This is a genomic window from Kitasatospora sp. NPDC015120, assembly GCF_043080305.1.
Lineage (GTDB): Bacteria > Actinomycetota > Actinomycetes > Streptomycetales > Streptomycetaceae > Kitasatospora.
In genome coordinates this window covers 1-26,881 of sequence record NZ_JBIBVJ010000007.1, presented here as the reverse complement: position 1 = coordinate 26,881, position 26,881 = coordinate 1, and the positions used below count along the sequence as shown (strand labels likewise).

Sequence of the window (26,881 nt, the reverse complement as noted above, 5' to 3'; positions counted from 1 at the left end):
CGTTCACGTGCTTCCCGTTCATGCGGACCTCCGGGCGACCTGATCGGCCCAGCGTTCGCCGACCACGTTGAAGGCGACGACGGTGAGCACGATCAGGGCACACGGCAGGACCGCGGAGAGCGGGTAGCCGTGCTGGATCGCGGTCTGGCCGTCGAAGACCATCCGGCCCCAGTCCGGGGTGAGCGCGGGGACGCCGAGCCCGAGGAAGGACAGGCCGGCGAGGTCCATCAGGGCGTAGCCGAAGTTGACCGCGGACTGGGCGAGGACGATCGGCGCGGTGTTGGGCAGGACGTGCCGCAGGCAGATCTGCACCGCGGAGTGGCCCTGGACCTGGTACGCGGAGACGTACGGCCTGGTCCGTTCGGCCAGCACCAGGGAGCGGGTGAGCCGGGAGACGTACGGCAGATAGGCGATCGCCAGGGCGACGACGGGGGCCATCAGGCCCTCCCCGTACACCGAGACGATCAGGATGGCGAGCAGCATGCCGGGGAAGGCGAAGACCAGCTCGGTGCTGCGGGAGAGCACGGAGTCGATCCAGCCGCCGCGCCAGCCGGCCGCGAGGCCGACCGCGAGGCCGGCGACGGTGGAGAAGACCACCACGCCGAGCGGGCCGAGCAGCGAGGTCCGGGCGCCGGTCAGCAGCCGGGAGAGGGTGTCGCGCCCGGCGGCGTCGGCGCCGAGCAGGTGGTCGGTCGAGGGCCCGGCGAGTGCGTTGCCGAGGTCGACGGCGTTCGGGTCGTAGGGCGCGAGCCAGGGCGCGAGCAGCGCGGCGAGCACCAGGAGGGCGGCGAAGCCGAGGCAGACCAGGTGCAGCGGTCCGCCGGCGGACCTGAGCCGGGCGAGGCCCGGGCGCCGGGTGAGGCCCGGCCGTTGGGTGAGACCGGTACTCATGCGCCGGACCTCCTGGAACCCAGGGTGACCCGGGGGTCGACCAGCGGGTGGAGCAGGTCGACGATCAGGTTCACCGTCATGAACAGGGCGACGATGATCAGCGAGATGGCCTGAACGGTCGGGAAGTCCTTGGTGGTGCTGGACAGTTCGAGGAGCTGGCCGAGTCCGCCGATGCCGAACGCGGACTCCACCAGGATCGTGCAGACCAGCAGCGTGGAGACGATCAGGCCGCCGGTGGTCAGCACGGTGCCCAGCGCGTTGCGGAACACGTGGCGGCTGATCACCTCGCGCTCCGGGACGCCCCGGCTGCGTGCGACGGTGACGTGCTCGCCCTCCAGGGCCTCCAGCATCGCGGAGCGGGTGACCCGGGCGAGCATGCCGATCAGGTACAGCGCGAGGGCGATCGCCGGGAGGGTGAGGTGCCAGAGCATGTCGCCCAGGCCGTCCCCGGCGCCGCTGGTCGGGAACCAGCCCAGCTTCACCGCGAACAGGCCCTGGAGCAGGACGGCCGCGACGAAGGAGGGGGTGCCGAGGGCGAAGGTGGTGGTGACCAGGATGGTGGCGTCGGTCGCGCCGCCGCGTACCGCGCCGAGCCGGCCGAGCAGCAGGCCGACGACGACCACGACCACCAGGGCCATGGCCACCAGCAGCACGGTCGCCGGGAGCCGGTCCGCGAGCAGCTTGGAGACGTCGGTGCGGTAGGTGAGGGAGCGTCCGAAGTCACCCTGGATGACCTGGCCCAGCCACCGGAGGTAGCGGACCAGGAACGGGTCGTCCAGGTGGTACTGCGCGTTGATCGCCCGGAGGGCCTCCGGGGAGGCCGACCGGCCGGACAGCAGGAAGCTCGCCGGGTTGCCCGGCGCGAGGTACATCGCGCCGAAGACCACGAAGGACGCGCCGAGCAGGGTGACCGCCATCTCGACCAGCCGCCGGGCGGCGAATCGGAGGAAGCTCACCGGGCGGCCCCCACGTCGGCGGCCCACGGGTAGTACATGTACGAGATGGTGGTCGGGGCGCCGGTGATCCGCTTGTTCAGGAACAGCGCGGTGGGCCACTCGGCGACCGGGATCCAGAGCAGCTGCCGGGAGGCGGTCTGCTGGAGCTCGGCCTCGATCGCGGCGCGCTTGGCCGGGTCGTACTCGGCGGTGGCACGGTCGACCAGGTCGTCGTAGGCCGGGTCGGTGTGGCCGCCGAAGTTCTGGTACGCGCCGGTCTTGAAGTTGGCGAGCAGGTCGAGCGGGTCGGTCACCGAGTCGTAGTAGGTCTCGGGGAAGAGGTCCAGGCCCTCACGGGCCTCGGGATCGGTGAACAGCGCGGTGAAGGCGTTCGGGGCGATCGTCTTGAGCCGGACGTTCAGCCCGATCCGCGCGCCGGCCGACTGGACGGCGGTGGCGAGCAGCGAGACGTCCTGGCCGATCGTGCTGGTGGCGACGGTGACGGTCTTGCCGCCCGCACCGGCCTCCTTGATCAGCGCCTTGGCCTGCTCGACGTCCTGGGCGGTGGGGGTGAGGTTCTCGAAGGCGGCCTGGCGGACCTCGTCGGGGGCCCCGGCCCAGGCGGCCCTGGTGGTGAGCGAGCCGGTGACGGTGCCGGCGCCGGCCAGGCCGGTCTTCACGAAGCCGGAGCGGTCCAGCGACAGCGACAGCGCCCTCCGGACCCGGACGTCGCCGAGCACGCCCCGCAGGTTGGTGACGTTGAGGTTGACGGTGCTCAGGCCCTCGCCGAAGTACAGCGTGCCCGGGCCGGTCCTCTTCAGCCGGTCGTAGCTCTCGGTGGGGATCAGGTAGCCGCCGTCGACCTCGCCGCTGAGCATCGCGTTGGTGCGGGCGGAGGGGTCGGTGAGGAAGCGGAAGACGACCTTCCCGGCCTTGGCCCTGGTGCCCCAGTAGTCGTCGAACCGCTCCAGCTCGATCGACTGGCCCTTGGCCCAGGCGCCGAGCAGATACGGCCCGGTGCAGTCCAGGCCGCCGGTGGTGCCGTAGTCCTTGCCCGCCGACTCGACCCCGGCCTTGGCGGCGACCACGCCGGCCGCGGTGGCCATGTACTGCGGGAACTGGGAGTCGGGGCGCTTGAGCTTGACGGTGACCTGGAGCGGGCCGGTCGCGGTGACCGAGTCGACGTTCTGGAAGGTCTGGGCCCAGGCCGCGGCGTTGTCCGGGGCGGTCTGGCGGCCGAGGCTGTAGACCACGTCGTCGGCGGTCATCACCGAGCCGTCGTGGAAGTGCACGCCGGAGCGCAGGTCGTAGACCCAGGTGGCCGGGTCCGGGTTGGAGGCCTTCTCGGCCAGTCCGGGGGCCAGGGTGAGCTGGGGCGTCCAGCGCATCAGGCTCTCGCAGACGTTGGACAGGATGGTGTTCTGCGGGTAGTCGAAGGCCTGGACGTAGTCGAGCGTGGGCGGCTCGGCGTAGGTGGCCCAGGTGAAGGAGTCGATGTCGCCCTTGGCGGTCGGCGTGGTGGCGGAGAGCTGGACGTCGGCCTGGTCGCTGCCGTTGCGCGGCGGGCCGGAGCAGGCCGCGACCAGGGACGCGGCCGAGAGGAGGGCCGTGGTGGCGAGGACGAGCCGGCCCGGGGAGGGGGTGCGTCTCGCGGGGGTGAGGGTCATGAGGGTGGGCTTTCGGTCGGAGCGGGGAAAGGCCGTGGGGGCCGCGCGGGGTGGGACGTCAGGCGCGGGCGGCCGGGACCTGCTGGGTGATGCAGTGGATTCCGCCGCCGCCCCAGGCGATCACCCGGGAGCGGACACCGACGACCGTGCGGTCCGGGTACGCCCCGGCCAGCACGGCGAGGGCACCCTCGTCGGCGGGGTGATCGGCGACCGGGACGACGACCGCGCCGTTGGCCAGGTAGTAGTTGAGGTAGCCGACCTCGACCTCCCGGCCGTCGACCTCCACGAACGCGGCCTGCGGCACGTCGACGATCTCGAAGGGGCGGCCCTGGGCGTCGGTGGAGTGCTCCAGCACGGCGCGGTTGGCCCGCATCCGGGCGTAGTCGGGGTGCTGCGGGTCGGCCGGGAGCTGGACCACGACCTTGCCGGGCGCGGCGAAGGCGCACACGCCGTCCACGTGTCCGTCGGTTTCGGTGTCCAGCAGCCCCCCGTAGGGCAGCCAGATCACCTTGGTGACGCCGAGGCGCTGCTTGAGCTCGGCCTCGATCTCCTCGCGGCTCATGCCGGGGTTGCGGTTGGGGTGGAGCAGGCACTGCTCGGTGGTGATCAGGGTGCCTTCGCCGTCGACGGTGATTGCGCCGCCTTCGAGGATCATCTCGGAGCGGACGGCCGGGACGTCGAGGTGCTCCAGCAGCAAGCCGCTGATCCGGTCGTCGGCGTCCCAGGGGTGGTGCTTGCCGCCCCAGGCGTTGAAGCGGAAGTCCACGCCGGCCCGGCGGCCCTCGGCGTCGAGCACGAAGACCGGCCCGGAGTCGCGGAACCAGGAGTCGTCCAGCGGCAGCTCGACGACCGTGACGCCGGCGGCGCCCGCGCCGCACAGGGCGCGCGCCTCCTCGCCGTGGCCGGGCGGAGCGACCATCGTCACCGGCTCGAACTCGGCGATGGTGCGGGCGACTTCGGCGTACTCGCGCTTCACCTCGGCGAGCGTGTCGCCCCACAGGTCCGCGCGGACGGGCCAGGCCATCAGGCAGCCCTCGTGCTCGGTCCACTCGGCGGGCATGCGGTACGGGACGGTCACGGGATACCTCTTCGGGGTCGGGTGTGCGGGTGGAACGGTGTGCGGGTGGGACGGTGGCCCCGGCGGCCCGCTCCGTGGGGTCGGCCCGCGGGCCGCCGGGGTCTCGGGTGGTGGCTCAGCCGGCCGGCGGGACGCTGGGCTGGGACTGGGTCGCGCAGTGGATGCCGCCACCGCCGCCGGCGATGTTGTCGATGTTCAGCTGGACGACGTCGCGGTCCGGGTGGGCGGCCTGGAGGATCGCGTAGGCGGTTCCGTCGGCCACCGCGTCGCCGAACTGCGGGACGAACACGGCGCCGTTGGCGGTGTAGTAGTTGGTGTAGCTGGACAGGAAGTCCCTGCCCCCGCCGCGGATCAACCGCCGGTCCGGACCGGGCAGTTCCGTGACGGCCAGCGGGCGGCCCTGCGCGTCGGTGGCGTTCGCCAGGATCCGCTTGGACTCCTGGTAGACGTCGATCCAGATCTGCGCGGTGCCCGGGCCGGGCCGGTCGAGGATGACCTTGCCGGGCGCGGTGAAGCGGGCCAGGCAGTCGATGTGGCAATCGGTGATGTCCTGGCCGGCCAGGCCCGGGAGCCAGATCACCTTGCTCACGCCGAGGCCGGCCTTGAGGGCCTGCTCGACCTGGTCCCGGGACCTGCCGGGGTTGCGGTTGGCGTTGACCAGCGAGCTGACGGTGGCCAGCAGGGTGCCCTGGCCGTCCGTCTCCAGTGAGCCGCCCTCACCGGTGAACGGGGCGGTGATCCGGTCGACGCCGCAGCCGCGGAGCAGGGTGGCCGCGACGGCGGCGTCCTCGGCGTAGGGCTGGTAGTAGGGCGTGCCGCTCTTGCCCCAGCCGTTGAAGTTGGTGTCGAGCCCGGCGACCGCGCCCGGGGCGGTGAGGAAGGTCGGGCCGAAGTCCCGGATCCACAGGTCGTCGTTGGCGATCTCCAGCACGGTGATGCCGTAGGTGCTGCCCCGGCCCAGCCAGTACCGGGCGTCGGCGGCCTGGCTCGGGCGGGCCACCACGACGACCGGCTCGTACCTGGAGATCGCGTGGGCGACCCGGGCGATGTCGTCGCGGACGCCGGAGAGCTGTCGGCCCCAGATCGAGGACAGGGCGGGCCAGGCCATGAAGGTGCGGTCGTGCCGGTCGGTCTCGGCCGGCATCCGCAGCGGCGCAGTGGCTGTGGCCGCCTGGAGACCGGCGCCCGCCGCATGGGCGGCGGTGGGCAGCACCGCGCCGAGGGCGAGTACCGGCAGGGCTGCGGCTCCGAACTGGAGCAGTTTTCTGCGCGAGGTCGTGGAAGCGACCTCGGGGGACGTGGAGATGGTCATGAAACGCTCCCTGGAAGTGGTGGGAGGTGTGAGGGTTGCCCCGCATCCTGCATCTAACTGAAAATCCAGTCAACCCTGCGGGACGAATCAAGTGAAATGAACTGATAAAATGATCAGACTTTCTCCAAGATCGCATCCGGGGCGGGTACAGTTGGCGTCCATGTCAGACCGCCGGACAGCGATACTCCAGGCCGCCACCCGTGTCATCGCCCGACGCGGGGTGCGCGGACTGCGGATGGGCGAGCTGGCCTCCGAGGCCGGCGTGTCCACCGCACTGATCTACTACCACTTCACCGACCGGGCGGGGATCCTGCGGCAGACGCTGGAGTACATCGGCGACCGCGCCGACCACTACACCGCCGAGGACCACCCCACCCCTGACCAGGGCCGCAACCAGCCCAAGGACCCGCGCGCCGACCTCGAACAGGTCCTGCTGCTGGAGCTCCAGGACACCACCGAGGTCCGCGAGAACAGCACCGCCTGGGGCGAGCTGCGGGCCACCGCGGTGTTCGAACCGGAGCTGCGCCAGGACCTCGCCCGCAGCACCCACGGCTGGGTCCACGACATCGCCGGCCTGCTCTCCCAGGCCGCCCCGGACGGCACCGCACCCTCCCACACGGCCGCCGCCGAGCGCCTGACCGCGCTGGTGGAAGGCCTCAGCGTCCGCTGGCTGAGCGGTTCGCTGCCGATCGAGCAGGCACGCCGGCTGCTCCGCGGCGCGGTCGAGGCCGAGCTGGACACCCCGCGACCGGGTCGGGCAGCCCCGGTCGCCGGGGGCGGATTCGGCGGATCCTGACGAAACCTCTAAACTCTGCGGCGCCAGCGGGCCGCGCCTGCCCACACCCGGGCGGCCCGGCTCCGCCGTCCCGTCCCTGTCCGCCGAGAGAGGCAGCCCGCATGTCCGCTGACCGATCCCCCTTCGCCCTCCAGCCCGTCTTCCAGGCGCTGACCGCGGACGACCCGCGCGAGATCGACGGCCACCGGCTGTACGCGCGGCTCGGCGCGGGCGGCATGGGCCGGGTCTACCTCGCCCACACCCCCGGCGGGCGCCCGGTGGCCCTCAAGGTGGTGCGCCCCGAACTCGCCGGGGACCCGGACTTCCGGGCCCGGTTCGCCCAGGAGGTGGCCAGCGCCCGGCTCATCCACGGGCTCTTCACCGCCCAACTGGTCGACGCCGGCCCGGACGCCCCCACCCCCTGGCTGGCCACCACCTACGTACCGGGCCCCTCGCTCCAGCAAGTGGTGCAGCGCTTCGGCCCGCTCCCCGAGCGCACCGTGCTGCTGCTCATGGCCGGCATCGCCGAGGCGCTCCAGGCGATCCACGCCAGCGGGGTGGTCCACCGCGACCTCAAGCCCGCCAACGTGCTGATCGCCGCCGACGGCCCCCGGGTGATCGACTTCGGCATCGCCCGGGCCGCCGACGCCGTCGCCCTGACCGGCACCGGACTGCAGATCGGCTCCCCCGCCTACATGGCCCCCGAACAGGCCACCGGGCAGGCCGCGACCACCGCCACCGACGTCTGGGCGCTCGGCGCCCTGGCCGTCCACATCGCGGGCGGCGCCCCGCCGTTCGGCGACGGCCCGCACCCGGCGACGCTCTACCGGACGGTCCACGAGGAACCCGCCCTCGACCACGTGCCCGAGGCCCTGCGCGACCTGCTCCGGCGCTGCCTGGCCAAGCACCCCGGGGACCGGCCGACCACCACCGAGGTGATCGCCGCCGCGGCCGGGCACCCCGCGGTCGGCGGGCAGCTGCGGTTCGGCGAGGACTGGCTGCCCCAGCCGCTGACCAGCCAGATCACCCGGCACGCCGACCTGCCGCAGGTACCCGCCGAGGCCTCCGGGCCGGGGCTGGACTCGGCCCCGACGATGCCGGCCCCGGCCGCGGTGCCGACGCCCACGCGGCTCGCCTCCGTCCCGGGCGCGCCCGCCGTCGCTGCGGCGACGTCCGTTCCGGCGGCGACACCCGTTCGGGCGACGGCCGCTCAGGCCGCTCAGGCCGCTCCGGCGGGACGGCTTCGGCGGACCCGGGGGCGCACGCCACTGATCGCCGTGGCCGCCCTGGCCGTCGGCGCGGTGGCCACCGCCTTCGTGCTGGACGACTCGGACCCGGTGGAGGCGGCCACGGCCGACGCCCCGGTCGCCGGCTCCCCCGCGCCGGGCGCGCCCGTCGTCACACCGACGCCGGCCGGCCCCTCCGGTCCCGCCCGCCCGCCCTCCGCCACCGCCGGTCCGGGCCGCACGACGCCGCCGCCCCCCACTGCCGCCTTCGCCCCCGACTACCGCGCCGTCGAACTCACCTCGGCGGACCCGGGCTACGAGTTCGACCTGGCCACCGGCACAGTGGTGCCGGTCGACACGGTGAACTGGTACGTCGGGCGCACCGACAGCGAGTTCCTCGTGCCGGAGACCGCCGACTCCTACATCGGCCGGGACTCCGGCCTCGGCCTCGCCGAGTGCCTCCAGGGTCTCGGCAGCCGGCCGACCGCACGGCTGCCGTTCAGCGCCCTCGGAGCGCGCGGGGCCTTCTGCGTCCGGTCCGCGGACGGCAAGGAGCTGGCTCTGGTCCGGGTGCTGTCGACGGCGGGCTCGGACGGGCCGGTCAGCGTCTCGCTGGACCACTACCGCCGCAACGACTGACACCCCCGGGAGCGGCCGTTCCGGAGGTTGCCGTTCCGGAGGTTGCCGTTCGAGGGGTTGCGGTCCCGGGGGCGGGCCGTGACGGCGGACTGGTCCTCCGCCCGCAGGGCCGCCGTCTCCGCCTTGAGGCTGCGCAGCGCAGCATCGTCGCCCCACCCGGCCCTTCGTCGCCGGGACTGCCGGGACCCGGCCCGCACGCGGGGGCGGCCCGGCTCGCCCCGGGGAGGCGGGCGGCTTCACGCGAGAACTTGACTGACTTTTCAGTCAATGCAAAAGTGCAGTACACACGACGTCGGGCCGCTGAGCCCGCCGCCGAGCGGCGGCCCCGTACGGCATTCCCCGGAGGCTCGCCGCCGCGCCGGACCAGATCCACCCTCGGCCCACCGGAGTCCACCGTGTCCCAGTCCTCCCTCGCGCGCCGCACGGTGCTGCGTTCCCTTGCCGGCGCCGGCCTGATCGCCGTCGGCGCGACCGCTTGCGCCGCGGCCGGCGACGACGCGGCGGAGCCCGCGGCCCCGTCCTCCACGCCCGCCGGACAGCCCTCCCCGCACGCCACCGGCGCGCCTGCCGCCCCCGCCGGCGGACGCCGGCTCGGCGGCGAGTGGGAGAAGCACGAGCGGACCTTCATGGCCTGGCCCGCCTCCGAGGACGTCTGGGGCGAGCAGCTCGGCGCCGTCCGCAAGGACATCGCCTCCGTGGCCCGGGCGATCGGCAGCCGCGAACCGGTGGTCCTGCTGGTCCGCCCCGGTCAGGAGGACTCGGCCCGCAACGCCTGCGGCAAGGACGTCGAGCTCCTGTCCGTCCCGGTGGACGACCTGTGGGCCCGCGACACCGTGCCGGTGTTCGTCGAGGAGGGCGGCAAGGTCAAGGGCGTCGACTTCAACTTCAGCGGCTGGGGCGGCAAGCAGCAGCACGACAACGACGCCCGGATCGCCCGCGCCGTCCTGGACACGTACGGGATCGAGCGGGTCACGACCCGGCTGGTCGCCGAGGGCGGCTCCTTCGAGACCGACGGCCAGGGCACCCTGATGGTCACCGAGAGCTCCGTCGTCAACGACAACCGCAACCCGGGCCGTGACCGCGACCAGATCGAGGCCGAGCTCAAGCAGAGCCTCGGCGTGACCAAGGTGATCTGGCTGGCCGGCGTCCGGGGCAAGGACATCACCGACGCCCATGTGGACTGCCTGGCCCGGTTCGCCGCCCCCGGCGTGGTCCTCCTGGACCGGGCCTTCCCGGGCACCCCGCCGGACGTCTGGTCCCGCTCGGCCGACCAGGCCCGGGCCGTGCTGGCCGAGGCCACCGACGCCACCGGCAAGAAACTCAAGGTCATCGAGGTCGGCCAGCCCGACCCGGACAGGATCACCGGGCACGGCGACTCCTTCGTCTCCTCGTACATGAACTTCTACATCGGCAACAAGGGCGTCTACCTGCCGCTGTTCGGCGACGCGAAGGCCGACGGGCAGGCCCAGGAGGTCTTCAAGGACCACTTCCCGGACCGCGAGATCGTCCCCCTGCAGATCGACACCCTCGCCTCCGGCGGCGGCGGCATCCACTGCTCCACCCACGACCAGCCCGCCGGCTGACCCCTCCCGACCACCCCCACCCCTTCGCACCGAGGGAGAAGAGACCCCCGTGCAGCTGACCCCCACCGAACGCGACCGGCTGCTGATCTTCACCGCCGCCGAACTCGCCCGCGCCCGCCGTGCCCGCGGCCTGCGGCTGAACGTCCCCGAGGCCACCGCGCTGATCTCGGACACCGTCTGCGAGGCCGCCCGCGACGGCCTGCGGCTGGCCGAGGCCGTCCGGCGCGGCCGTGACGTACTCGCCCCCGGCGACGTCCTGCCCGGCGTCCCCGACCTCGTCACCGAGATCCAGGTCGAGGCGGTGTTCCAGGACGGCACCCGACTCGCCGTCATCCCCGACCCGTTCGGCGGCGGCGGCCTGGGCGGGGCCGCACCGGGCGCCGTGCTCCCCGGCCGCCCCGCCGAGCCGGTGCCCGCACCGGAGCGCGTCCTCACCGTCCGCAACACCGCGGACGTGCCGGTCTCGGTCACCTCGCACTTCCACTTCTTCGAGGCCAACCCGCGCCTGGCCTTCGACCGGGCCGCCGCCTACGGCATGCACCTGGCTGTCCCGGCCGGTTCCTCGGTGCGCTTCGACCCCGGCGCGGACGTCGAGGTCGGGCTGGTCCCGATCGGCGGCGAGCGGGTCGCGATCGGCTTCGCCGGGCTGGTGGACGGACCGTTGGACTCGCCGCGGGTCCGACGGGAGGCACTGCGCCGGGCGGCCGAACAGGGCTACCTCGGGGCGGACCGTGACAACGAGGCAGATCAGGCAGAGGAGAGCCGGCGATGAGCAGCAGCGAGGCGATCGAGGCGTCCGAGTACGCCGCCGTGCACGGCCCGCGGGCCGGCGACCGGGTCCGGCTCGGCGACAGCGGGCTGGTCGTCCGCGTCGAGTCCGACTCCCAGCGGCCGGGTGACGAGTTCCTGGTGGGCTTCGGCAAGACCGCCCGCGACGGCCTGCACCTCAAGGCCGCGGCCGTCCGGGACACCTGCGACCTGGTGATCAGCAACGTCCTGGTGATCGATGCCGTGCAGGGGATCCGCAAGACCTCGATCGGCATCCGGGAGGGCCGGATCGCCGCCATCGGGCGAGCCGGCAACCCCGACACCCTGGACGGCGTGGAGGTGGTGGTCGGCACGGGGACGGCGATCGTCTCCGGCGAGGGCCTGATCCTCACCGCCGGGGCCATCGACACCCATGTCCACCTGATGTCCCCCCGGATCATGGAGGCCTCGCTCGCCTCCGGCGTCACCACGATCATCGGCCAGGAGTTCGGCCCCGCGTGGGGCGTCGGCGTCAACTCCCCCTGGGCGCTGCGCCACGCCTTCAACGCCTTCGACGCCTGGCCCGTCAACATCGGCTTCCTGGGCCGCGGCTCGTCCTCCCACCCCGCGCCGCTGGTCGAGGCGCTGGCCGAGGGCGGCGCCTGCGGGTTCAAGGTGCACGAGGACATGGGCGCGCACACCCGGGCGCTGGACACCGCGCTGTCCGTGGCCGAGGCCCATGACGTCCAGGTCGCCCTGCACACCGACGGGTTGAACGAGTGCCTGTCGGTCGAGGACACCCTGCGCGTGCTCGAAGGCCGGACCATCCACGCCTTCCACATCGAGGGCTGCGGCGGCGGCCACGTCCCCAACGTGCTCAGGATGGCCGGCGTGCCGAACGTCATCGGCTCCTCCACCAACCCCACCCTGCCCTACGGGCGGGACGCGATCGCCGAGCACTACGGCATGATCGTCTCCGTCCACGGCCTCAAGACCGACCTGCCCGGCGACGCCGCGATGGCCCGCGACCGCATCCGCGGCGGCACGATGGGCGCCGAGGACGTCCTGCACGACCTCGGGGCCATCGGCATCACCTCCTCCGACGCCCAGGGCATGGGCCGGGCCGGCGAGACCGTGCGCCGCACCTTCGCCATGGCCGGCAAGATGAAGGCCGAACGCGGCCCGATGGAGGGCGACGGCCCCTCCGACGACAACGAGCGGGTGCTGCGCTACATCGCCAAGCTGACCATCAACCCCGCCATCGCCCACGGGCTCTCGCACGAGGTCGGCTCCGTCGAGGTCGGCAAGCTCGCCGACCTGGTGCTCTGGCACCCGGCCTCCTTCGGCGCCAAGCCGTACATGGTGCTCAAGGCCGGCTTCCCCGCGTACGGCGTCACCGGCGACCCCAATGCCGCCACCGAGAGCTGCCAGCCCCTCGTCCTGGGGCCGTTGTTCGGCGCCCACGGCGCCACCCCGGCCGACCTCTCGGTGGCCTTCACCAGCCGCGCCGCCGCCGAAGCGGGCACCACCGCCCGCCCGTACGACACCATGACCACCCGGCGCCGGCGCGTCCCGGTCCGCCACACCCGCGGCATCGGGCCGGCCGACCTGGTCCGCAACAGCCGCCTCGGGCAGATCCTGGTCGACGGGCAGCGCGGCCTGGTCACCCTCGACGGCGCCCCGCTGTACTCCGACCCGGCCGAGGAGGTGTCACTGAACCGCCTCTACTTCCTCTGACACCGCCGCGGAGGCACGGCTCGCCCTCGGCGCCGCAGGCAGACTCGGCCGGCCGTTGACACGCTCCGCGCCCGGCCCGCACCGGCGTTGCCCGCAGAACCTCGACGATGGCGAAGGCCCAGAACGAAGGCGCAAGCCCCGCGTCGGGCGTCGGCGCCGGGCCGAGCTGTCGCCGGGTCCGCGAGGGGTGGGGCCGGGCCGAGGGGTCAGCCCCAGGTGAGGGGGTCGAGGTCGAGGTAGTAGCGCAGACGGTCGTGGTCCAGGGCGAGGCCGTACCTCTCGGCGAACGCCACGTCTGCGGCCCGCGCCTGGTCCTCGTGCCTCCAGGTCTCCCGCGCATTGGCCAGGAGCAGTGCGAGGTCGGCGTAGCGGTCGGCCCGTCCGAGGCGGCCCAGGTCGATGAAGCCGGATACGTCCAGGGTCTGTGGATCGAGCATGATGTTGGGCAGGCACAGGTCACCGTGGCAGACGACTGCGTCGTGGGCCTCCTGGGCCCGTCGCCGAGGAATCTGCGGGGTCAGGCGGGCCAGCAGGTCGGCGGGAGGGGTGTGCTGCTGCTCGACGGGGAGGAACTGCGGATTCACGGCGTCACGGGCGACGACGTCGCGTGCCAGGGCGATCATGGTGTCCAGGCCCCGGTGGTACGGGCACTGTGACACGGGCACCTCGTGCAGCCGACGGACCGCGTCCGCGACGCGGTCCCAGGAGCCCCGCAGATCCTCGGCCGACACTTGATCAGCAGGAACACCGGAGACGGCGCTGGTCACCAGACAGGCTCCCGCGCCGGTGTCGCACCAGTCGAGGACGGCCGGGCCCGGTATCCCCTGGGCGCCCAGCCATGCGATCCGGTCGCGCTCCGCCGCCAGGTCCGCCGCCTCCGCCGCGCGGACGCACTTGGCGTACCGGCCGGCATCCGCGCTGCGAAAGACGAAGGCCCCCGACTCGCCGGCGGTGACGGGCCGCCAGTCGCCGCCGATGCCGAGCCATGCCGGTGACAGGCGCCGGGGTGCCGAGTGATCGTCCATGGCGGCCACCCTACCGAGTGCTGTCTCCCCCGCCGCGGGAGCCGCCTGAGCCGTTGTCAGCGCGCGGCGGCGGGGGCGGCTTCGGCGCTCTCCAGGGCGGCGAGGGCGGCGAGGGCGCTGCGGGCCCGGTCGCGGTACTCCGCGAGGCGGGCCAGCTTGATGTCCTCGTAGCCGCGGACGCCGTCGACCAGCCCCACCAGGGTCTCGACCTCGGCCGCGTTGTCCGGGGTGAGGTGCCTGAGCGCGGTGCGCACCAGGCGCGGGTACTCCTCGCGCAGGGCGCGCTCCTCGCGGCGGACGCGGGCGTAGCCGAACACGTCCAGCGAGGTCCCCCGCAGTCCGCGCATGGCGCGCAGGGTCCGGAAGGCGAGCGGGGCGGTGCGCCGCAGCCGGATCTTGCGCTTCATGCCCAGGGCCCGGAGCACGGGCGGGTGCAGCATCACCGACACCTCGGCGTCCGGGCCGAACTCGTCGGAGAGCCTGGCCTTCTCCACGGTGTCCAGGTGCAGCCGGGCGACGTCGTACTCGTCCTTGAACGCCATGACCTTGTACAGGCCCTTGGCGTACGCCACCGCGATCCGCTCGCCCGCCTCCTCGCCGGCGAGCCGCTTGGCCGTGGCGGCCACCGAGTGCACCTCCAGGACGAACTTCCGCGCGTACGCGTCGTTCTGGTAGGCGATGAGGTCCGCGGAGCGCAGGGCGACCGCGTCCCGCAGCGCTCCGGCCGCCAGGTGCTCACCGGCCATGGCGAGCGCCTCCGGGGTGACCTCGACGACCGGCCGGGCGGGCCCCCGGACGGCCTTCAGCACGGCCGCGTGGTCGAGGACGGCGGCGCGGCCCCACCGGAAGGCCGCCAGGTTCTTCTCCACGGCGGCGCCGTTGAGGCGGATCGCCGCTTCGACCGCCGCCGAGGACAGCGGGAGGCAGCCGTGCTGGAAGGCGGCGCCGATCAGCAGCATGTTGGCCGGCATGTGGTCCCCGAAGAGGTCCTCGGACAGCCCCTGCGCGTCCAGGTGGAGGTTGCGCTCCGAGCGGGTCAGGGCGGCGATGCGCTCCAGCGCGTCGTCGGGCGAGTCCGGGACGACGACCCGGTTGGTCACCATCGCCGCCGTGGGCACGATGGCGGTGTTGATCACCGCGACGGTGCGGTCGGGCCGCGCCACCGACAGGTTCCCCTCGGCGGCGGCGCCCAGCAGGTCGAAGCCGATGAGCACGTCCGCGGTGGCGCGGGAGGCGCGCAGCGCCCCGGTGACCGGCGTGCTGGAGATCCGCAGGTCGCTGACCACCGGTCCGCCCTTCTGGGCCAGACCCGTCTGCTCCAGTCCCGCGGCGTAGCGGCCGTCGAGGTGGGCGGCCATCTGCAGGATCTGCGAGACCGTGACGACCCCGGTACCGCCGATGCCGGGCATGCGCAGCAGCACGCTGTCGCCCGGGACGACGCGGACCGGTTCGGTCAGCTCCACCGGGAGCGGGGGGACCTCCCGGCGCACCGCCTTCCCCCGCTTCGGTTCCACCAGCAGGAACGAGGGGCAGTCGCCCTTGAGGCAGCTGAAGTCGGAGTTGCAGGACGCCTGGTGGATCCGGGTCTTGCGGCCGAACTCGGTGTCGACGGGCAGCACGGACAGGCAGGTCGACACGTCGCCGCAGTCGCCGCAGCCCTCGCACACCCGCTCGTTGATGACGACCTTCTCGGCCGGGGTCGGCAGCTCGCCGCGCTTGCGCAGCCGGCGTTCCTCGGCCGCGCACCGGTCGTCGTGGATCAGGACGGTCACGCCGTCGACGGCGGCGAGGTCCTTCTCGGCCGCGGCCAGCTCGTCGCGGTGGCGGACCTCGGCGATCGGGTCGAGGCGGACGCCCCGGTAGCCGGCCGGAGCGGCGGTGGTGACGATGATCCGCCTGACGCCCTCCAGGGCGAGCGAGCGGGTCAGCGCGGGAACGTCGAGGCGGCCCTCCGGCCGCTGACCGCCCGTCATGGCCACGGCGTCGTTGTAGAGCAGCTTGTAGGTCATCGTCACCCCGGCGGCGGCGGCCGCGCGGATGGCGAGCGAGCCGGAGTGGTGGAAGGTGCCGTCACCGAGGTTCTGGACGAAGTGCCGGTCGTCGGTGAAGGGTGCCATCCCGATCCACTGGGCGCCCTCGCCGCCCATCTGGGTCAGCCCGGTCCGGTTGCCGCGGCCCGCGCCGTCCAGCGCGATCATGACGTGGCAGCCGATGCCGACGCCGACCAGGGTGTCGTCGGAGGCCTTGGTCGACGCGTTGTGCGGACAGCCGGAACAGAAGTAGGGCGTGCGCGAGGGAACCACCGGCAGGGAGATCCGCTGCTGGGCCTGCGGGGCCAGCGCGGCCAGGTACGCGCCCGCCGTGCGCGGCAGCCGCTCCGGTCCGATCCGCGCGGCCAGCGCCCGTGCCACGTCCTCCGCCGCCAGGGTGCCCCGGGCGGTCAGCAGCGGGCGGCCGTTCTCCTCGCGCCGTCCCACCACGACGGGCGGGTCGGCGATTCCGTAGAGGGCCTGCTTCAGGTGCCCCTCCAGGAAGGGGACCTTGTCCTCGACCACCAGGACCTGGTCCAGGTCCCCGGTCATCGCCACCAGCTCCTCCGGGGAGAGCGGGAAGGGCATGCCGATGCGGATCAGCCGGAGCCCGAGGGCTTCCATGGCCTCCTCGTCGAGGCCGAGATCGGCGAGCGCCCGCTGCACCACGGCGAAGGAGGTGCCCGGGGCGAGGACGCCCAGGGTGGCGTGCCGGGCGCTGAAGTCGATGCGGTTCAGGCCCGCCCGGCGGGCGTAGTCGCGGGCCAGGTCGAGCCGGCGGGTGAGCATGTCGTGCTCGGCGTCCAGCGAGGCGGGGCCGACGAGGGTCGGGGGCGCGCCGCGGTCGGTCCGTGAGGGGGCCGGGATGTCGGGCAGCAGCCGGTCCAGGTCGACCACCGCGGAGGCGTCCGCGATGTCCGCGACGATCTTCAGCCCGGCCCAGAGGCCCGATGCCCGGGAGAGCGCCACGGCATGCAGGCCGAACTCGATGATCTCGGCCACCGAGCCCGGCGCGAGCAGCGGCATGCTCAGGCTCTGGCACATCGGCTCGCAGGAGCTGGGAACGGTCGAGGACTTGCTGCCCGGGTCGTCACCGATCCAGGCCACCGCGCCGCCCAGCGCCGTGGTGCCCGCCACGGTGGAGTGCCGGATGGCGTCGGCGGCCCGGTCGAGCCCCGGGTTCTTGCCGTACCAGAAGCCGGTGACGCCGTCGTGGCGCCGGCCGGGGACCTGGCCGAGCATCTGGGTGCCGGCCACGGCGGTGGCCGCGAGTTCCTCGTTCAGCCCGGCCCGGAACACCACACCGGCGGGGTCGAGGAAGCGGCGGGCACGGCCCATCTCCAGGTCGACGCCGCCGAGCGGGGAGCCCTGGTAGCCGCTGACGAAGGCCCGGGTGTCCAGGCCGTGCGCCTCGTCGAGGCGACGCTGCTCCAGGGTCAGGCGCACCAACGCCTGGATGCCCGACATCAGGACACGACCGCCGCGGGCGGCGTACTTGTCGTCCAGTGTCACGGCGGCTGGGTCGGTGCTCATGCGAGCCTCCTCGGCGATCGGGTGGGGCGCCCAGGACAGCAAGTCCCCCGGAGCACCCGCAAGCACGTTGCGAGTTGTCGGGGCAAAGACGCAAACCACTGGTCATATACGAGCATTTCGTTGAAACTTATTGCTTCCCCACCACTGCTGCGCCGGGAGTTCCAGGTGACCGAGATCGACGACGTGGACCACCGGCTGCTGCGCCTGCTGAGGGAGGACGGCCGGCGGACGTTCTCCGAGATGGCCCCCGAGGTGGGGCTCTCGGTCGCCGCGGTCAAGCGCCGGGTCGACCGGCTCCGGGACAGCGGCGTGATCACCGGCTTCACGGTCCAGATCGACCACGCGAAGCTCGGCCGGGCCGTGGAGGCCTTCGTCGAGATCACCTACACGGGCAGTACCCCGGTGGGCGAGATCGTCCGCACCGCCTACCGGGCGCCCGAGGTGCAGGCCGTGTTCACCATCGCCGGCGCCCCCGACGCCCTGGTGCACGTGCGGGTGCGCGACATCGCCCACCTGCAGCAGGTCATCGACGGGCTGCGCCGCACCGGCCACGTCACCGGCACCAAGACCCTGATGGTGCTGGGCTCCTGGACGAGGAACTGACGGGCCGTCCGGCGACGGGCCGCCCTGTCACGGGCCGCCCTGTCACGGGCCGTCCTGTGACGGGGCGTCCTGTGACGACGGTCCGCCGGGTGACGGAGCGCCCGGGCGGCCTCCTCAGCCGAGGTGGGCCGGCACCCCGCGCCGCCGGCGCAGGGCGAGGTGCATGGCGGCGCGTCCACCGAGTTCCAGGTCGTCCTCCAGCGCCCGCAGGGCCGTCTCCCCGCCCACCAGGAGCTGGTCGAGCAGGTGCCGGTGCACCAGGGCCAGCCGGGCCGCCGAGAAGTCGGTCCGGATCGTCGCGAGCATGCAGTTGAGCTCGTTCTGGCAGGCCCGGTGGGCGGCCACCACCCGGGGATTGCCGCCGGCCGCCACGACACCCGCGTGCACCGCGCTGTGGGCCTCGACCACATGACGCCACGGGGCCCCGGCGGGGAGGGCCTCCAGCCGGGCGACCGCCTCGGCGGCCTCCGAGAAGTCCGCGTCGCGGGCGAGCGCCAGCCGCAGTGCGCCCAGTTCCAGGATCGACCGGTAGGAGCACATGTCGTCGATGCGTTCGGCCGTCACGGCGGGGACGACGATCCCCTTGTTCCGCTGGTGTTCGAGGAGACCCTCGGCCACCAGGGTCCGCAGGCCCGCCCGCACCGAGTGGCGGCCGCACCGGAAGCGGGCGCTCAGCGCCTCCTCGGTGAGCCGGGCCCCGGGTTCGAGGACGCCGTCCAGGAGGTCGTCGCGCAGCGCACGGGCGATGCCGTCCGGCGTGCTGCCCGTCTCGGCTCCGTCACCCACATGCGTCACCCGATTCGGCAAGGACTCTCCCGGTGGCCCCTGATCATAGTCGCCCGCCGGCCGGCGCGGCGCCGCCGGTGCGGGGGCGGGTGCGGGTGCGGGCGCCCGGCCCTCATCGGCGTCTCAGCGAGGCGTGCTCGGCGCCGATCCCGTCCGTGCTCGCCACCCCCAGCAGCCGCATCGTCCGCGCGTACTCGGCGCCGAGGATCTCGATCGCCCGGTCGACGCCCCGCTCCCCCGCCGCCATGAGGCCGTAGAGGTAGGGCCGGCCGACCATCGCCGCGGAGGCGCCCAGCGCTCGTGCGGCGAGGAGGTCGGCGCCGGTCCGCACCCCGGTGTCGAGCAGGATCTCGCAGTGGTGCCCGACCGCGTCGACCACCCGGGGCAGCAGTTCCAGCGGCGTGGGCGCCCGGTCGAGCTGCCGCCCGCCGTGGTTGGAGAGCACGATCGCCTCCGCCCCGAGGTCGGCCACCATCCGGGCGTCCTCGACGCTCTGGACGCCCTTGACGACCAGCTTTCCCGGCCAGCACTCCCGCAGCCGGCGCAGGTCCTCGACGGTGACCGACGGGTCGAACATCCTGCCGACCAGCTCCTCGACCGTGCCGTCGAAGCCGCTCAGCGCGGCGAACCGCAGCGGCTCGGTGGTCAGCAGGTTCATCCACCAGGCCGGACGCACCGCCATGCCCGCGAGCGTGCGCAGCGTCAGGGTGGGCGGGATGGTGAGCCCGTTGCGGATGTCGCGCATGCGCGCGCCGCCCACGGGTGTGTCGACGGTCAGCACGAGGGCCTCGTACCCGGCGTTCGCGGCGCGTTCGACGAGCGCCTCGCTCGCCTCGCGGTCCTTCCAGAGGTAGAGCTGGAACCACTGGCGCGCCGTCGGCGCGCAGGCCCGGACGCTCTCGGGGTCGGTGGTGCCCATCGTCGACAGCACGTAGGGGATGCCCGCCCGGGCCGCGGCCCGGGCGACGGCGATCTCGCCCTCGTGGTGCATCATCCGGGTGAACCCCGTTGGCGCCAGCACGAGCGGGAGGGCGGACCGTGCACCGAGGACGTCGGCGGACGCGTCGACCCGCGAGACGTCGCGCAGCACCCGGGGGTGGAACTCGACCTCCTCGAAGGCACGCCGGGCCCGGCCGATGCCGATCTCCTGCTCCGCCGCGCCGTCGACGTAGTCGAAGACCGACCGGGGGGTGCGGCGCCGTGCGGCGATCCGCAGGTCCTCGATGGTGTGGGCGCGCGCGAGCCGGCGCTCGCGGGCGTCGAAGCGGGGCCGTCGGAACGCGACGAGCGGCCGGATCTCCGAGGGCCGCGGGAGCCGTCGCTCCGGCCTCCTCCTCGGCAGGTTCGCGGTTCCGGGGTCGGGCGTGGTCATGTTCGGATCCTCCTCGTCGCCGAAGCGGACGTGCTTACGGGGTGACACTCGGCAGGATTGGGACACAATGTCCGGTCAGGCTGCGGGTCGGTGACGGGGTGCCGCCGGAGGACCTCATCGTGGCCGGATGCCCCGTGCCCCGTTATCCGGCGGCTGCTCCTGGGCTGCGGACCTGTTCGGGTGCGGGCATGGCCGCCCTGGTGGCCGGTGCAGGGGTGACCGGCCACCGACTGCAGGGATTGTGACACAATTTCTGACGGCAGGGCGAGCAACTCGGCGGCCGGATCAACGACTCGCGGCGCCCAGCGCGTCCAGGGTGTCGAGCTCGCGCTCGAACGCGGTGCGGGCGAGCGCCGTGCGGTTGGGGCGGTCGAGCTTGATCAGCAACGACTCGACGTGGCTCCGCACGGTGCGGACCGCGATGCCGAGGGCCAGCGCGATCCGCTCGTTGGACCACCCCCGGGAGACCAGGCCGACGACGTCGAGTTCGCGGCCGGTGAGCCCGCCGAGCGCGGGGGCCCGGCCGATCCGGACGAGGACGGCGTCCGGCCGGCGCACCGCGCGGACGTGCCACCAGGTGCCGTCGGCGGACCGGTGGTAGAAGCCGACGCGGCCGCCCGCGCCGAGGGCGGCGGCCCGGACGGCGAGGCGCAGCTCGGCGCGGCCGAGCGGCGCCCGGGCGAGGTCTCCGGCCCTGACCTCGACCGCCTCCCCGGTGATCCACAGGACCAGGTCGGCCGGGTCGCCGTCGCCGTCCGCCCCGGGGTCGACGAGTCCGGCGAGGTCGTGCGACAGCATCGTCAGCGCCAGGCACGACCCGTCGTCGAGCGGCACGGGGCGACTGGAGCTCATCACGACGTATCCCGGGGCCGGTTCGCGGGCGGTGGCCGGCGCCAGGGGCAGCGTCAGCCCCTCGCGGAAGCCGTTGGGCAGGATCGCGTCCCGGTACGTCCGGGTCTCCCGGACGTCGAACGGGACGTCCACGAAGCGCACGGGGGTGCCGCGGCGCAGGGCGAGCTGGTGGACCGGGCAGGTGCGGCCGTACGTCGTGGTGACGTAGGCGAGGGTGTCCGCCGGGTAGCCGAGGTTGACGACGGCCGCGTGCGGGCCGGCACCGGAGGCGATCAGCGCGGCGCAGTCGAAGCCGAGCCCGTCGCGCATGGCGCGCAGGGGCACCTCGGGCGCAAGCTCACCCCGGCCGGCCGCGCGGACGTCCTCGGCGAGCCGGACCCACCACTGCATGTCGGCGGCCATGCGAGAACCTCCCATATGGGACGAATGGACGAATCATGGGGAGGGCCGCGCGGCGGTGTCAAGACCAGAAGCCCCTTTGTGGAGCGATGTCGCGGGGGGATCGGGCTCCTGGTGGGAGCGATGGTGCTCCATGGTGGCGCGCTCACCACCCCCTCTCCCCCGCCGGACGCACATCCCGGGCGTGCGGGGAACGGCTTTTCGGCCGAGGTGCGGAACGTCACAGGCTCGTAGCTTCGGCACACCAAGCCGGCCAACGGGCCCCCTCCTCGTCACGGCAGATGGAGACCTTGATGAACATCGACGAATACGCCGCCCTCGACGCCACCGCCCTCGCCGCGGTCATCGCGTCCGGTGAGGTCACCGCCGACGACGTGGCCGCGCTGGCCACCGAGGCCGTCACCACCGTCAACAAGGAACTGAACGCGGTCGCCGAGGGCCCGTTCGACCGCCCGCTCGACCACGCCGCCGACGGCCGGTTCGCCGGCGTGCCGTTCGCGATCAAGGACCTCGTCCTCCACGCCGCCGGCGTGCCGACCCGGATGGGGACGCGGCTGCTGGGCAAGGACGGCTATGTGCCGGCCGCCGACACCCACCTGATGGAACGCTTCCGCGCGGCGGGCCTGGCCACGCTGGCCGTGACGACCACCCCGGAGCTGGGTTTCAACGGCAACTCCGAGGCGCTCGCCTACGGCTCGACCCGCAACCCCTGGAACACCGCCCACAGCGCCGGCGGGTCCAGCGGCGGCTCGGCCGCGCTCGTCGCCGCGGGAGCGCTCCCGGTCGCGCACGCCAACGACGGCGGCGGCTCGATCCGGGTGCCCGCCGCCTGCAACGGACTGGTCGGGCTGAAGCCCAGCCGGGGCCGGGTACCCGCCGGTCCGGACCACGGGGACGCGCTCTACGGGATGGGCGTCGAGCTCGCGGTGAGCCGCACCGTCCGGGACACCGCCGCGCTGCTCGACGAGGTGGCCGTGAGCTACCCCGGCGATCCGGTCGTCATCGCCCCGCCCGCGCGCCCGTTCCTCCAGGAGGTGGGTGCCGACCCGGGACGGCTGCGGATCGCCGTGCACACCGAGTCCTGGGCGGGCAGTTACGTGGACCCGGAGGTCGCCCGGGCCGTCGAGGCCGCCGCCGGGACCCTCGAAGCCGCGGGCCACCACGTCGACCGCGCGACCCCCGTCGTCGACTGGGAGCGGATGCTGACCTCGAACATCGCCCTGTGGTCGGCCTTCCTCGCCGAGGGCGTCGCCGGGATCGAGGCCATGACCGGCGCGACGGCGGGGCCGGAGAACCTCGAACTCACCACGCTGGCCTGCGTCGAGTACGGCCGCAGGCTCAGCGCGCTCGAACTCAACGGCGCCCTCGCCTCGATGAACGCCGTCTCGCGCGAGCTCGGACGGTTCTTCACCGGCTACGACCTCCTGCTGACGCCCACCATGAACACCCCGGCGCCGCTGCTCGGCCACCTCGACGGCAACGCCGACCTCGGCGCGCTGGAGTGGGCCGAGCGGATCTTCGGGGTCTGTTCCTTCACCCCGCTGTTCAACCAGGCCGGCACCCCCGCCGTCAGCCTGCCGCTCGCCCAGTCCTCGCAGGGCCTGCCCATCGGCGTCCAACTCGCCGGTCCCTTCGGCTCGGAGGCGCTGCTGCTGCGGGTCTCGGCCCTGCTGGAGAGCGCGATGCCCTGGGCGGACCGGCGCCCGGCCGTCCACGCCGCCACGCTCATGTCCCGCGACGCGTAGGCCCCACCCACCGCACGGGCCCGTTCCGCCGGAACCGCACCGGCGGAACGGGCCCGTCGGCCCACACGCCTCCTCCCCCGGCGGGGCGGCGACCAGGATCCCGGCACCCGGCCGGGAGGAGCGAAGGACATCATGACGAAGACGCCCGATCTGATCGTTGTCAACGCCGCCGTGTTCACCGCCGACGCGGCCGGCACCCGGGCCGAGGCGTTCGCCGTCGCCGACGGCGAGTTCACCGCCGTCGGCGCCTCCGCGGTCATCGCCCGGCTGGCCGGCCCGGACACCGCCGTCGTCGACGCGGGCGGCCGGACGGTCATGCCGGGCATCTGTGACGTCCACACCCATCTCGGGCTGGGCGGGGCGTCGGTGGCCTGGGACCTCCCGCTCCCGCCGCACTACTCGCCCGAGGAGATCTGCCGGGCCGTCGCGGCGCACGCGGCGACACTGGGGCCCGGGGAGTGGATCACCGGCGGCCTCGTCGGCTCGCCGACGATGGAGCGGCTCGCGACCGTCGAGATGCTCGCCGCGCTCGACCGGGCGGCGGGCGGACGGCCCGTGGTGCTCAAGGACGACACCCAGCACAACAGGTGGGTCAGCAGCGCCGCGCTGAAGGCGATGGGCGTCACCGAGGACTCGCCCGACCCCGAGGGCGGGACGTTCGTGCGCGACGCGGCGGGCCGCCTGACCGGTGTGCTGTGGGAGCAGGCGTCCCGCGCGGCGGAGGAGGCGTTCGCCAGGAGCATCGAGGACCCCGGGGCGCGCGACCGCGTCACCTTCACGACCGCCGCGCGGATCTGCAACCGGTACGGGATCACCACCGCCTGCGACGCCGCGACCATGGAACCGGCCCTGCGCACCCTCTCGGCCCTGGAGGCGGAGGGCGCGCTCACCCTCAGGGTGGTCGCCTCCACGGTGGCCCGGCCCCTGCTCGCGGAACCCGGGATCTGGGGCCGGGAACTCCTGGAGCTCTCCGGGCGGTTCGGCTCCGAGCTGCTCCGCGTGGGCTTCGTCAAGGTGTTCCTCGACGGCGTCCCCATGACCCGCACCGCCGCGATGCTGGACCCCTACCTCCCGCACCCGTGCGCCGGCCACGAACCGGAGTCCGGCGAGTGCCTCTACGACCTGGACGGGCTCGTCGGGGAACTGGAGCAGGCGGTGTCCGCCGGGCGCGGGGTGAAGCTCCATGCGGCCGGGGACGCGTCGACCAGGCTGGCGCTGGACGCGATCGCGGTCATCCGCGAACGGCACGGGTCACGGCCCGTCTTCCACCTGGCGCACACCGAGTACATCGCCCCGTCCGACGTCCGGCGCCTCGCCGAACTGGACGTCGTCGCCGACGCCTCGCCCTACCTGTGGTACCCGAGCCCGATCCAGGACGTCCTGGCCGCCTGCGTCCCGGCCGAGGTCATCGACCGGGCCTGGCCGCTCGCGGACCTGGTGGCCTCCGGGGCCACCGTCGCCGCCGGTTCCGACTGGCCCGCCGGCGCCCCGCTGCCGCACCCCTGGACCGGGATCGAGACCATGGTCACCCGGCAGGCGCCGGGCGGGAGCGAGGACGCCGTCAATCCCGCACAGGCGCTGACGCTGCACGAGGCACTGCTCAGCTTCACCCGGCGCCCGGCGGAGGCCCTGGGCCTCGGCACGCGGGTCGGCAGCATCGAGCCCGGCAAGTCCGCGGACTTCATCGTGCTCTCGCAGAACCTGTTCGACGTCGACATCCACCGGATCCACGAGACGGCCGTGCTGGAGACCTACCTGCGCGGCTCGCGGGTCCACGACGCGAACGCCTGACGTCCCCGCCGCCAGGGCCCCGACGGCGGCCCGCGTCTTCCGGGGTGGCAGGGTCACGGGGTCATGCCTCCCGCGGGCCGTGGACCGCGCGGTGCCGGCTGGGCGTGGTGCCGTAGTGGTCCAGGAAGACCTGCCGCATCGTCTCGGCGGAGCTGAACCCGCAGCGCCGCGCGATCGCCGCCATGGGCAGTGTCGTGGAGACGAGGAGCTGTGAAGCCGCCTCGGCGCGGGCGAGCCGGACGAACTGTGCCGGGGTGCGTCCGGTGTGGCCGAGGAACAGGCGGGCCAGGTGGCGCCCGCTGACACCGGCGAGTTCGGCGAGCGCGCTCGTGCCGAGGTCCCCGGTGAGATGCGCGGTGATGTGCTCGACGGTCCGTCGCACGATCCTGTGGTCCGGGGCCGGCGCGTCGACGAAGGTGCTGATCTGGGCCTGATTGCCGGAGCGCTGGAGGTAGGTCACCATCTGGCGGGCCAGCGACCGTGCCAGAGCGGGGCCGTGGTCCTCCTCCACGAAGGCGAGAGTGAGGTCGAGGGCTCCGGTGACCCCGGCCGACGTGCAGATGTGCTCGTCGCGCAGGTACAGCGGGGTCGCGTCGACGCGGACGGCCGGGTGGCGCTGCGCCAGTTCCCGGGCGAACGCCCAGTGGGTCGTGGCACGCCGCCCGTCGAGCAGCCCCGCCTGCGCAGCACGCTCGCGCCCGTACACACCGACGCCACCCGGCGGCTGACGCCGGCCAGACGGCGGACGTGGCCGACCAGCGAGGTGTCCAGGGCCGCCGCGCCGTGGCCGGGGCCGCCGACGACCAGCAGCGTGTCGAGCGGTCCGCGGGTGCGTTCCAGCGCCGCCTGCGCCGCCAGGACCAGCCCCGAGGAGCAGCGCACCGGTCGGCCCTCGGGCGTGACCAGACGGGTCTCGTAGGACGGATTCGCGCCGAGCCGGTTCGCGGCGTCGAGGGCGGTGGTCACGCAGGCGATCTCCACGAGTTCCGCATCGTCGTAGGCCACGACCACCACGCGACGACGAGTACCTGCTGTCATGGCCGTGATCCTACAGACGGCGTCCGGAAGACAGGCATCCCAGGATTTCGGACACGGCAGGGAGAGGGTCCGGCCCTGGGCGGCGAGGGTGTCGCAGGGTGGCCGCAGCGGCGGTCCGCGCCGCGACGAAGCCATCGACCGTCTGGAGTTCCGTCATGACCGAACCGTCGTCCGCCCCGGCCGGGGCACCGGTGACGACCGTCGCCTTCGTGCTGTACCCCGGCCTCACTCCCCTGGACCTGGTCGGCCCGCTCCAGGTCTTCGGCGCGCTGAGCGAGCTGGTCCCCGGATACCGCACCGTCGTGGTCGGCGAGCGGATCGAGCCGATGGACAGCGACATCCCGCTGCAGCTGGTGCCCGGCCACACCTTCGAGGACATGCCCGACCCGTACGCCCTGATCGTGCCCGGCGGCTTCCAGCCCACCCTCGCCGCCATGGCCGACGAGAGCCTGCTGCGGAAGCTGCGCGAGGCCGCGGCCCGCTCCCGCATCGTCGGCTCCGTGTGCACCGGCTCACTGCTGCTCGCGGCGGCCGGCCTCCTGGAGGGGCGCGAAGCCACCTCGCACTGGATGTACCGTGACCTGCTCGGACGCTTCGGGGCGAAGCCGGTCACCCGGCGCTGGGTCGAGGACGGACCCGTCATCACCGCCGCGGGTGTTTCGGCCGGCATCGACATGGCCCTGCACCTCGTCGACCGCCTCGCCGGCCGCGAGGCCGCGCGTACGGTCCAGCTGTTCCTCGACTACGACCCCGAACCACCGCTCGGCCCGGTCGACTGGACGCCGGTCGACGCCGGCGCCTTCGTGCCCTTCGCCCAGGAGAACCTGCGGGCCTCCCTCGCCGACCACCCGGGTGTGCTGGCACGCCTGACCGACTGAGCATCCGCGCGCCGACGGGTGCGCTCACCGGCCCGCAGCGCGAGGAGCCGGCCCGGCTGCGGCGGCAGATCCGGGACCAGCGGACGACCATCGAGGTCCTGACGAGAGCCGCGGCCTGTCGAGCAGGAGGCCACCTCGGCGGTCACCCCCCCCCCCCCCCCCCCCCCCCCCCCCCGGCCCCCGCCCCCCCCGGGGGCGGGGGGGCGCCCCGGGTGCGGGCGGGGCGGCGGCCGGCGAGC

The 26,881-nt window shown here is 73.8% G+C and carries 20 protein-coding genes and 1 pseudogene; 9 read left to right on the top strand and 12 right to left on the bottom strand.

Annotation, left to right across the window (positions count from 1 at the left end; genetic code table 11):
• Window positions 1–18: 18 nt before the first annotated feature.
• The 5 genes from ACF1AK_RS18315 to ACF1AK_RS18295 all read right to left on the bottom strand — a co-directional run bounded on the left by ACF1AK_RS18315 (window position 19) and on the right by ACF1AK_RS18295 (window position 5,883).
• Window positions 19–891 carry an ABC transporter permease gene (locus ACF1AK_RS18315; RefSeq protein ID WP_391499803.1) on the bottom strand — a complete coding sequence of 291 codons (873 nt, stop codon included), beginning with the start codon at window positions 889–891 and terminating at the stop codon, window positions 19–21.
• The gene (locus ACF1AK_RS18310; protein WP_391499802.1) at window positions 888–1,847 is read right to left on the bottom strand and encodes an ABC transporter permease; all 960 of its coding nucleotides are present in this window, start codon (window positions 1,845–1,847) and stop codon (window positions 888–890) included. The genes ACF1AK_RS18315 and ACF1AK_RS18310 overlap by 4 nt, the downstream gene beginning before the upstream one ends.
• Window positions 1,844–3,493 (bottom strand): ABC transporter substrate-binding protein, encoded by a 1,650-nt coding sequence (locus ACF1AK_RS18305; protein ID WP_391499801.1) that lies wholly within the window; start codon window positions 3,491–3,493, stop codon window positions 1,844–1,846. The genes ACF1AK_RS18310 and ACF1AK_RS18305 overlap by 4 nt, the downstream gene beginning before the upstream one ends.
• Window positions 3,494–3,551: 58 nt before the next feature.
• A complete protein-coding gene (locus ACF1AK_RS18300; RefSeq protein WP_391499800.1) occupies window positions 3,552–4,571 on the bottom strand; it encodes an agmatine/peptidylarginine deiminase in 1,020 nt (339 codons plus the stop codon).
• Window positions 4,572–4,686: 115 nt separating this feature from the next.
• Window positions 4,687–5,883 carry an agmatine deiminase family protein gene (locus tag ACF1AK_RS18295; protein WP_391499799.1) on the bottom strand — a complete coding sequence of 399 codons (1,197 nt, stop codon included), beginning with the start codon at window positions 5,881–5,883 and terminating at the stop codon, window positions 4,687–4,689.
• Window positions 5,884–6,043: 160 nt separating this feature from the next.
• Here ACF1AK_RS18295 and ACF1AK_RS18290 point away from each other — a divergent pair, with 160 nt between their 5' ends.
• From ACF1AK_RS18290 to ACF1AK_RS18270, 5 genes are all read left to right on the top strand, one after another.
• On the top strand, window positions 6,044–6,679 hold the full coding sequence (locus ACF1AK_RS18290) for a TetR/AcrR family transcriptional regulator (RefSeq protein WP_391499798.1): 636 nt from the start codon (window positions 6,044–6,046) through the stop codon (window positions 6,677–6,679).
• Between the two features lie 101 nt (window positions 6,680–6,780).
• The gene (locus ACF1AK_RS18285) at window positions 6,781–8,523 is read left to right on the top strand and encodes a serine/threonine-protein kinase (protein WP_391499797.1); all 1,743 of its coding nucleotides are present in this window, start codon (window positions 6,781–6,783) and stop codon (window positions 8,521–8,523) included.
• A gap of 395 nt (window positions 8,524–8,918) precedes the next feature.
• A complete protein-coding gene (locus ACF1AK_RS18280) occupies window positions 8,919–10,106 on the top strand; it encodes an agmatine/peptidylarginine deiminase (RefSeq protein WP_391499796.1) in 1,188 nt (395 codons plus the stop codon).
• Between the two features lie 49 nt (window positions 10,107–10,155).
• On the top strand, window positions 10,156–10,878 hold the full coding sequence (gene ureA / locus ACF1AK_RS18275) for an urease subunit gamma (RefSeq protein WP_391499795.1): 723 nt from the start codon (window positions 10,156–10,158) through the stop codon (window positions 10,876–10,878).
• Window positions 10,875–12,590 carry an urease subunit alpha gene (locus ACF1AK_RS18270; RefSeq protein ID WP_391499794.1) on the top strand — a complete coding sequence of 572 codons (1,716 nt, stop codon included), beginning with the start codon at window positions 10,875–10,877 and terminating at the stop codon, window positions 12,588–12,590. The genes ureA and ACF1AK_RS18270 overlap by 4 nt, the downstream gene beginning before the upstream one ends.
• A gap of 206 nt (window positions 12,591–12,796) precedes the next feature.
• Here ACF1AK_RS18270 and ACF1AK_RS18265 read toward each other — a convergent pair whose 3' ends face one another.
• Together ACF1AK_RS18265 and ACF1AK_RS18260 are read right to left on the bottom strand one after the other, a co-directional pair.
• The gene (locus ACF1AK_RS18265) at window positions 12,797–13,615 is read right to left on the bottom strand and encodes an APH(3'') family aminoglycoside O-phosphotransferase (RefSeq protein ID WP_391499793.1); all 819 of its coding nucleotides are present in this window, start codon (window positions 13,613–13,615) and stop codon (window positions 12,797–12,799) included.
• Window positions 13,616–13,671: 56 nt separating this feature from the next.
• Window positions 13,672–17,178 carry an indolepyruvate ferredoxin oxidoreductase family protein gene (locus tag ACF1AK_RS18260; protein WP_391499792.1) on the bottom strand — a complete coding sequence of 1,169 codons (3,507 nt, stop codon included), beginning with the start codon at window positions 17,176–17,178 and terminating at the stop codon, window positions 13,672–13,674.
• Between the two features lie 165 nt (window positions 17,179–17,343).
• Here ACF1AK_RS18260 and ACF1AK_RS18255 point away from each other — a divergent pair, with 165 nt between their 5' ends.
• Complete coding sequence (locus tag ACF1AK_RS18255; RefSeq protein WP_391499791.1) at window positions 17,344–17,781, top strand: Lrp/AsnC family transcriptional regulator; 438 nt, start codon at window positions 17,344–17,346, stop codon at window positions 17,779–17,781.
• A gap of 114 nt (window positions 17,782–17,895) precedes the next feature.
• On the opposite strand, the gene ACF1AK_RS18250 is transcribed toward ACF1AK_RS18255, so the two are convergent.
• The 3 genes from ACF1AK_RS18250 to ACF1AK_RS18240 all read right to left on the bottom strand — a co-directional run bounded on the left by ACF1AK_RS18250 (window position 17,896) and on the right by ACF1AK_RS18240 (window position 21,193).
• Window positions 17,896–18,567 carry a GntR family transcriptional regulator gene (locus ACF1AK_RS18250; RefSeq protein ID WP_391499790.1) on the bottom strand — a complete coding sequence of 224 codons (672 nt, stop codon included), beginning with the start codon at window positions 18,565–18,567 and terminating at the stop codon, window positions 17,896–17,898.
• Between the two features lie 112 nt (window positions 18,568–18,679).
• Window positions 18,680–19,939 carry an alpha-hydroxy-acid oxidizing protein gene (locus ACF1AK_RS18245; RefSeq protein ID WP_391499789.1) on the bottom strand — a complete coding sequence of 420 codons (1,260 nt, stop codon included), beginning with the start codon at window positions 19,937–19,939 and terminating at the stop codon, window positions 18,680–18,682.
• Between the two features lie 285 nt (window positions 19,940–20,224).
• Window positions 20,225–21,193, bottom strand: a complete 969-nt coding sequence (locus tag ACF1AK_RS18240; RefSeq protein WP_391499788.1) for a LuxR C-terminal-related transcriptional regulator — start codon at window positions 21,191–21,193, stop codon at window positions 20,225–20,227.
• Between the two features lie 290 nt (window positions 21,194–21,483).
• Between ACF1AK_RS18240 and ACF1AK_RS18235 the strand changes: the two genes are divergently transcribed.
• Window positions 21,484–22,935, top strand: coding sequence for an amidase (locus ACF1AK_RS18235; RefSeq protein ID WP_391499787.1), 1,452 nt, complete (start codon window positions 21,484–21,486; stop codon window positions 22,933–22,935).
• Window positions 22,936–23,067: 132 nt separating this feature from the next.
• A complete protein-coding gene (locus ACF1AK_RS18230; RefSeq protein WP_391499786.1) occupies window positions 23,068–24,726 on the top strand; it encodes an amidohydrolase in 1,659 nt (552 codons plus the stop codon).
• 61 nt (window positions 24,727–24,787) lie between these two features.
• On the opposite strand, the gene ACF1AK_RS18225 is transcribed toward ACF1AK_RS18230, so the two are convergent.
• Both ACF1AK_RS18225 and ACF1AK_RS18220 read right to left on the bottom strand, forming a co-directional pair.
• A complete protein-coding gene (locus ACF1AK_RS18225) occupies window positions 24,788–25,432 on the bottom strand; it encodes a GlxA family transcriptional regulator (RefSeq protein ID WP_391499785.1) in 645 nt (214 codons plus the stop codon).
• Between the two features lie 23 nt (window positions 25,433–25,455).
• Window positions 25,456–25,764 (bottom strand): annotated as a pseudogene (locus ACF1AK_RS18220) (GlxA family transcriptional regulator); the annotation flags it as partial.
• A gap of 155 nt (window positions 25,765–25,919) precedes the next feature.
• Between ACF1AK_RS18220 and ACF1AK_RS18215 the strand changes: the two are divergent.
• Window positions 25,920–26,642, top strand: coding sequence for a DJ-1/PfpI family protein (locus tag ACF1AK_RS18215; protein WP_391499784.1), 723 nt, complete (start codon window positions 25,920–25,922; stop codon window positions 26,640–26,642).
• Window positions 26,643–26,881 lie beyond the last annotated feature (239 nt).

Coding starts and splice junctions, on each gene's coding strand:
- ACF1AK_RS18270 (WP_391499794.1), top strand. CDS start 10,875: ATGAGCAGCAGCGAGGCGATCGAGGCGTCCGAGTACGCCGCCGTGCAC.
- ACF1AK_RS18265 (WP_391499793.1), bottom strand. CDS start 13,615: ATGGACGATCACTCGGCACCCCGGCGCCTGTCACCGGCATGGCTCGGC.
- ACF1AK_RS18290 (WP_391499798.1), top strand. CDS start 6,044: ATGTCAGACCGCCGGACAGCGATACTCCAGGCCGCCACCCGTGTCATC.
- ACF1AK_RS18305 (WP_391499801.1), bottom strand. CDS start 3,493: ATGACCCTCACCCCCGCGAGACGCACCCCCTCCCCGGGCCGGCTCGTC.
- ACF1AK_RS18295 (WP_391499799.1), bottom strand. CDS start 5,883: ATGACCATCTCCACGTCCCCCGAGGTCGCTTCCACGACCTCGCGCAGA.
- ACF1AK_RS18235 (WP_391499787.1), top strand. CDS start 21,484: ATGAACATCGACGAATACGCCGCCCTCGACGCCACCGCCCTCGCCGCG.
- ACF1AK_RS18245 (WP_391499789.1), bottom strand. CDS start 19,939: ATGACCACGCCCGACCCCGGAACCGCGAACCTGCCGAGGAGGAGGCCG.
- ACF1AK_RS18260 (WP_391499792.1), bottom strand. CDS start 17,178: ATGAGCACCGACCCAGCCGCCGTGACACTGGACGACAAGTACGCCGCC.
- ACF1AK_RS18230 (WP_391499786.1), top strand. CDS start 23,068: ATGACGAAGACGCCCGATCTGATCGTTGTCAACGCCGCCGTGTTCACC.
- ACF1AK_RS18240 (WP_391499788.1), bottom strand. CDS start 21,193: ATGGCCGCCGACATGCAGTGGTGGGTCCGGCTCGCCGAGGACGTCCGC.
- ACF1AK_RS18285 (WP_391499797.1), top strand. CDS start 6,781: ATGTCCGCTGACCGATCCCCCTTCGCCCTCCAGCCCGTCTTCCAGGCG.
- ACF1AK_RS18315 (WP_391499803.1), bottom strand. CDS start 891: ATGAGTACCGGTCTCACCCAACGGCCGGGCCTCACCCGGCGCCCGGGC.
- ACF1AK_RS18215 (WP_391499784.1), top strand. CDS start 25,920: ATGACCGAACCGTCGTCCGCCCCGGCCGGGGCACCGGTGACGACCGTC.